General features: G+C 50.1%; 3 protein-coding genes. All 3 read left to right on the top strand.

Going from position 1 to position 6,633, the window contains the following annotated elements; genetic code table 11:
* The first annotated feature begins 324 nt into the window (after positions 1–324).
* From Q4A89_RS11445 to Q4A89_RS11435, 3 genes are read left to right on the top strand one after another with little or no spacing between them, the layout of a single operon-like run.
* Entirely contained in the window at positions 325–3,276 is a 2,952-nt protein-coding gene (locus Q4A89_RS11445; RefSeq protein WP_303185626.1) for a TonB-dependent receptor, read from the top strand.
* 48 nt (positions 3,277–3,324) lie between these two features.
* A complete protein-coding gene (locus Q4A89_RS11440; RefSeq protein ID WP_303185625.1) occupies positions 3,325–4,653 on the top strand; it encodes a DUF4876 domain-containing protein in 1,329 nt (442 codons plus the stop codon).
* An 18-nt stretch (positions 4,654–4,671) separates the two neighbouring features.
* A complete protein-coding gene (locus Q4A89_RS11435) occupies positions 4,672–6,306 on the top strand; it encodes a DUF6850 family outer membrane beta-barrel protein (protein ID WP_303185624.1) in 1,635 nt (544 codons plus the stop codon).
* Positions 6,307–6,633: the final 327 nt, after the last annotated feature.

Here is a 6,633-nt window from a genome sequence, read left to right as displayed (position 1 = left end):
CCAATGCGAAGCGTTGGGGAAAAAGGCATCGCATCTTGGCGGAGGGCTGTAAGCCCGAATTATAATTGTTAATGGTTAATTGTCAATTGTTATGCATGGTACACACCGAATCATGTACCCGGTATGACAATTAACCATTGACAATTAACAATTAAATAATGGTAAACGCCGAACAGTGTATCGCGTAATTTGGGTTTAATTTTATCCCCATTATTGGGGATTTCAGCGTAAGAGCGGGTGCGCTATCTTTGCAGTCTGATTATAACAGCCATGCGTAGATATATTTTTGGGGTTATCATATGGTGCTCAGTCTGTACACAAAGCTTGTTCTGTCAAGCGTTTACAATAACGGGCAAAATACTGAACCGTCAAAGCAAAGAAGCGGTAGGTTTCGCCACCGTCTCATTTGCCGACAACAGCTTGTGGACGGTGGCCGACGAGAAAGGACGTTTCGTGCTGAAAGACGTTCCCGGCGGTAAGGCTGTACTGCTGGTTCATTGCCTTGGGTACGTCACAAAATCGTTCGACATAGATGTGAAAAACGATATGCCGGAGCTTGTTTTTCTGCTCGCGGAAGAAAATTTGACACTCGACGAAGTCGTCGTTACGGCGCGCCAAAAGCCTCGCGAACTGACGACATCCTACACCATCGACCGTACGACGTTAGACCATGCACAAATCCTGAACGTGGCCGATATCCGTTCGTTACTGCCGGGCGGAAAGACTCCCATACGCCAGGAGCTTACGAACGATCAACGTTTTGTACTGCGAGCCAAAGGGGGCGAGAGAGGAAACGCTTCGTTCGGAACGGCCGTCGAGGTAGACGGAGTGCGGCTGCAAAACAACGCAGCCTTCGACGAGACGAAAGGAGCCGACGTACGGAGCATCAGCTCGACGAATATCGAATCGGTCGAAGTGGTCACAGGGATCCCGTCGGTCGAACACGGCGATTTATCGAGCGGAATCGTAAAGATCCACACGCGCAAAGGGAGGACGCCGCTGACCGTCGAGTTATCCACTGCACCTAAAAGTAAGCTGGCTGCCGTCAGCAAAGGCTTTTCGCTCGGCACGGACGCGGGAACGCTCAATACCGGTTTCGAACATACGGAATCCGTTTCCGACCCTGCTTCGCCCCACACATCGTACGCACGCAACGCGCTTACGGTTAAATACTCACACACCCTAAACAAAAGCCGGGGAATGCCTCTCTCGCTCGATTTGGGACTGACGGGCAACATCGGCGGCTACGATTCGAAGGCCGATCCCGATGCGTTCAGAGAAACGTACACGCACATGAAAGACAACGGTCTGCGGGGTAGCGTAAGCGCCAAATGGCTGCTTAAAAAAGCGTGGATCACGAATCTGGAGTTTTCCGGATCGGTCAGCTATTCCGACCGGCTGTCGAAGTCGAACACGAACAAAAGCAGCTCGTCGTCGCAAGCGTCTCTCCACTCATTGGAACAAGGATATTTCATCGCAACGAACTATGACGAAAACCCGGATGCCCCTGTCCTCCTGCTTCCGCGCGGTTACTGGTATGTATTGCAGTATCACGACAGCAAGCCACTCCACTATATGGCTAAGATGAAGGCCGACTGGCAACATCGGTTCGGCTCCGTCTCACACAAGTTCATGGCCGGTGCCGAGCTGAGCGGCAGCCGCAATAAGGGTCGAGGCGTTTATTACGACAACTTGCGCTATGCCCCGACGTGGCGTCCGTACTACTACAATGAAAAGCCATCTGTGAATAACGTCGCCTGGTATATCGAAGAGAAACTGAGCCTGCCCATCCGGCAAAACGCTTCGCTGCTCGAAGTAAAGGTCGGCCTACGCTCGGACATGACGATGATCCGTTCTTCGACCTACGGTACGGTACAGAGCTTCTCTCCCAGAGTCAATGCGAAATACACGCTACGCAAAAATGCGGACGGCCTGCTCCGTGATTTCAGCCTCTACGCAGGATGGGGAAAATCCGTCAAACTGCCTTCGCTCGAAGTGCTTTATCCCAGACCGAAATATTCGGACGATCTGGCCTTCGCCCCCGGCGCCATGGCCGATGGCAGCACGTTCTATGCCTACTTCACCACACCGACACTGCCTCGCCACAACCCCAATCTGCGCTGGCAACAGAACAAACAGATCGAAATCGGTACCGAACTTTCCATCAGCGGCGTACAAGTTACCCTTTCACTCTTCCGAAGCCAAACCGTCGATCCGTATATCTGTACGCTCGAACATACGCCCTACTCCTACCGGCTGACCGAACAAAAAGCGCTTGAAAAGAGTATCATTCCGTTGCAGGACAGACAATATACGATCGACCGGGAGACAGGCGTCGTGACCGTCTCGGACAAGACCGGCACATACAGCAGCCATCCACTCGAATATACAAGGCGCGATACGTATAAGGACAACTACTTCTATCGGAACGGATCCCCCATCGAACGAAACGGCATCGAATGGATCGTCGAATTTCCACGCATCCGCTCCATCAGAACCAAGTTCCGCCTCGATGGAAATTACTATCGCTACAAAGGAGTAGACGAAACGCTGATTGCCTCAATTCCCGCACAGACCATGACGGACAATAGTCCGTTCAGATATATCGGCTATTACGTCGGCTCGTCGACCAGCGCGACTTCGCACCGAACGGGAGGAAGCATTGTATCGACCATTCAGCCGGCGTCTCCCTCCGTCTCGAACGGGGCTATCTCCGAGGAAGTGAACCTCAACGTTACGGCCGAAACGCATATTCCCGCCATTCGCATGCTTTTTAGCGTAAAACTTGAGACATCCTTATATCGATACGGTCGCCGGCTCAGTCAATACAAAGGGCGAAGCTACGGCTTCGTGGTGAACAAGCCGGAGGATCTATCGGGCGAAGACACCGATATTTATCAGGGAGATGTCTATGTGGGTAGCTATCCGCTGTACTACTCGACGTGGGAGGATCCCGATACAAAGATTCCTTTTGCCGAGAAATTCGCATGGGCCAAAGAGAACGACAAAGATTTATACAACGAACTGGCCAAGATGGTGCTCAAATCACCGACCAATTACTTTTTCAACCCGAACCGGATATCGCCGTACTTTTCGGCGAATATCAACATTACGAAAGAAATCGGCAAATGGGCATCGATCTCTTTCTATGCCTACAATTTTTTCAACAACATGGGGAAAATCAAGTTCTCGGAGAATCGTACGGAAACGATTTTATATGACAGCGGGTTCATTCCGCAGTTCACGTACGGACTTTCATTACGACTGAAATTATAACGAAATATCATTACGATTTATTTATAACTAATTTAAAAACAAAGTAAGATGAAAAAGATTCTTTATTTGATGATCAGTACACTGATCTTGTTCACATCATGCAACGATGATGAGAAGGACTACCAAACGTTCGGAGTCAAAATTCAATTGGCGTATCCGCAAGGAAGCCCCTTTACCCCCACCGAAGGTGTAGAAGTGACTCTGACCGACAGCAAAGGTTCTTCCCTGAAGGAAAAAACCGACAAGACGGGAATAGCCTCGTTTAAAGTACCCGCCGGCGTCTATAAAGCATCGGCAACCGACACGCGTCAAAGCGGAGGACATTCGTATATCTACAGTGGAACTAAGGGCGATATTGCTATCTCGATGACAACATCGGCTAATCTGTTTGTGTTAGACCTTACCGAATCGAAGAAAGGACAAGTCGTGATCAAGGAGTTGTATATCTCAGGATGCCCAAAGAACGACGGATCAGGTAACTTCTTCTTCGATCGATACGTGATCCTGTACAATAACTCCGCTCAACCGGCCAGCCTCGACAATCTATGCCTCGGCATGGTATTCCCTTTTAATTCCTTTTCTCCCAATGAGGACTACAAAGGAGGTAAACTGTTCTACGAAAGTGAAGGATGGGTTCCTGCCAGCAACGGTATCTGGTACTTCCCGAAAAACGTAACGATTGAACCCGGCAAGCAAATCTTGATTGCCTTAAACGGCGCGATCGATCATACGAAAACATATACGAAGTCGGTCGACCTCAGCAAACCGGAATATTACTGCACGTACGATGTTTCCGTATACGACAATACCTCTTTCTATCCAGCTCCTTCGGCGGCTATCCCGAGCTCGCATTATCTTTCGGCCGTAAAATACGGAATGGGTAATGCCTGGCCGCTGAGCAATACAAGCCCCGCATTCTTTATCTTTACAACGAAAGATGTCACTCCCGCGGCTTTTGCCAACGATAAGAGCAACTTCAATTACTACCAAGATAAAATTAATCCGGTCTTTGCCCGTCTGAAAATCAAAGATGAATGGGTGCTCGACGGCATCGAAGTATTTATGACCGGCAAAAAAAACAATCAAAAGCGTCTGACGGCGAAAGTAGATGCCGGACAAGTTCACCACCAAGATGGAAAGGGCTACACGCTGTATCGCAACGTCGACCTCGAAGCCACGAAAGCCGTGCCGGGCAACGAGGCGAAGCTCGTATATAAATACGACAAAGGCACCGAAATCGACGGCAAGGCCAGCACCGATCCGAGCGGTATCGATGCCGAGGCGTCGCTCAAGAAAGGGGCGCGCATCATTTATATGGACAGCAACAATTCGACGAACGACTTCCACCAGCGTCGGCAATCCTCGTTGAAAGACTAATCGCAGAAGAAGAGACAGATGATAGACCGTATGCAGAAACGATTTTATATACGCATGCTGATGTGGGTAGGCGGAGTGTTAAGCTCCGCCTGCATCGCTGCGCAAGACACGGTAAAATATCCGATCCGAATCGATTACGGTTATATCAAACGTTCCGATGCGCGGCTTACCGGATACAATGCAACGGGTATCCGGTACCTGCCCGTCGGGAAAATGGCGGTGGCCGACGTCTTTGCCACAAAGGAAAACGGAGGGTTTATCAATTATCATCAGTCGGACGACAGCTACACGCTCGGCGCACAGACCGAGTCGTTCTTCCGTCTTTCACCGCGCATCGTCTTCTTCGGAGGTATCAGTTACCGGTATTTCACAGGCAAAAATATGGGAGGTTCGGCCTTTATCCATCCTTACGAACAACCTTTCGACATTGTGGAATACACCGATACGACACGCGGCGTCAAAAACCTCGAAACGTACCGTCTGACGGGAGCGATCAGTACCGATGTCACGGATCGGCTGACACTCGGCGCGAAAATCGATTACCATGCCGCCAATTATGCCAAACAGAAAGACCTGCGTCATAAGAACAGGCTGCTCGACATGTCGGTCACGGCCGGAGCTTCGTGGCGTCTTCACCCAACGGTCGAGCTCGGAGCCCATTACTTTTATCGCCGCAGTGTAGAAGGACTTGAGTTCAAAGCATACGGCACAACCGACAAACGGTATTACTCTCTGATCAGCTACGGGGCATTTTTCGGCGCTGTCGAAGAGTTCGGAGAGACCGGCTACACGCAAAAGAATGATAATACGCCAATGTATAACCGTTACCATGGCGCTTCGGTGCAACTGCATATCAATCGCTCGGCCGACTTCGGAACGTCTCACGAGCTGGCGTACAAGCATCGCGAGGGAGGATATGGCAGAGAGGCTTCGGCAAGGGTGCTGCACAGCCGGCATCACTCGGATATCTACGAGTACAACGGGGCGTTTCTGCTGAAAAGAGGTGCAGCCCATCACCGCATCGATTTGCACCTCGAAAACGAAAGCCTCGAAAATCTCGAAAACGTCTACAAACATGAAAGCCGGCCAGGCGGCACGACCGTGATCGTGTATTACGATCCGCTGAAAGTCTCCGACAAGCAACGCCTGAAGGCAAACCTCGGCTATACGGCCGATATCGGAGTGCGGGATTTCAATCCGCGATGGACGTTTAAAGGAGGCGTCGACTTCTATCAACAAAAGCAAACCTTGTCGTTTTACCCTTATTACCGCAAACAAACGATTCGTTATGTACATTACTACGCCTCTGCAGCGCGCAACCTCGTGCAAGGTAAGAACGAATACGGTATTTCCGTCGGCGCACGCTATACCTCGGGCGGTGGGACGATGTATAAAGACGGGGAGTACGCAACGCCCGGCGACGACCAAACGAAACCGAAATACAACGCGCTATACCTCGCCTGCGAATACGAATACCTTACGGCTTCGCAGATCAGAGGCGACGTAACACTCCAATATTCGAGGGTACTCGATGCGAACGGCACGCGCGGCTACGTCGCGATGAACAGTACGCTGACCCAAGGATTCAACGTGAAACACCTCGATGGTCATCGTTTTACCTCGCTCACCCTTCGCTTCGGATGCCTTTTTTAACGGATATTCCGCGATAGAGGTTTTTCTGTTCCGTCATTGGGATAATCACAACGGTGATTTATTACAATCAATTTGCAGGAGATAAATCACAACGGTGATTTATTACAATCAATTTGCAGGAAATAAATCACAACGGTGATTTATTACAATCAACGATGCGGGAAATAAATCTTCACGCAGATTGATTAAAAAACTCAAAGCCCCGAATGTGATACTCGGAGCTTTGATTTTGCAGTTCGGGGCATCAACGTCGCGCCCTCTTTCAGTCTATCTAGTCACTCCTTAAAAAGCCCAATTTTCTTCGCCTTGTAAAACTTGGAAATTCCG

It is taken from the genome of Tannerella sp. (assembly GCF_030528505.1).
In the GTDB taxonomy this organism is placed as follows: Bacteria; Bacteroidota; Bacteroidia; order Bacteroidales; family Tannerellaceae; genus Tannerella.
The sequence above is the reverse complement of the archived record's forward strand: the minus strand, read 5'-3'. Positions and strand labels throughout refer to the sequence as shown.

Coding starts and splice junctions, on each gene's coding strand:
- Q4A89_RS11440 (WP_303185625.1), top strand. CDS start 3,325: ATGAAAAAGATTCTTTATTTGATGATCAGTACACTGATCTTGTTCACA.
- Q4A89_RS11435 (WP_303185624.1), top strand. CDS start 4,672: ATGATAGACCGTATGCAGAAACGATTTTATATACGCATGCTGATGTGG.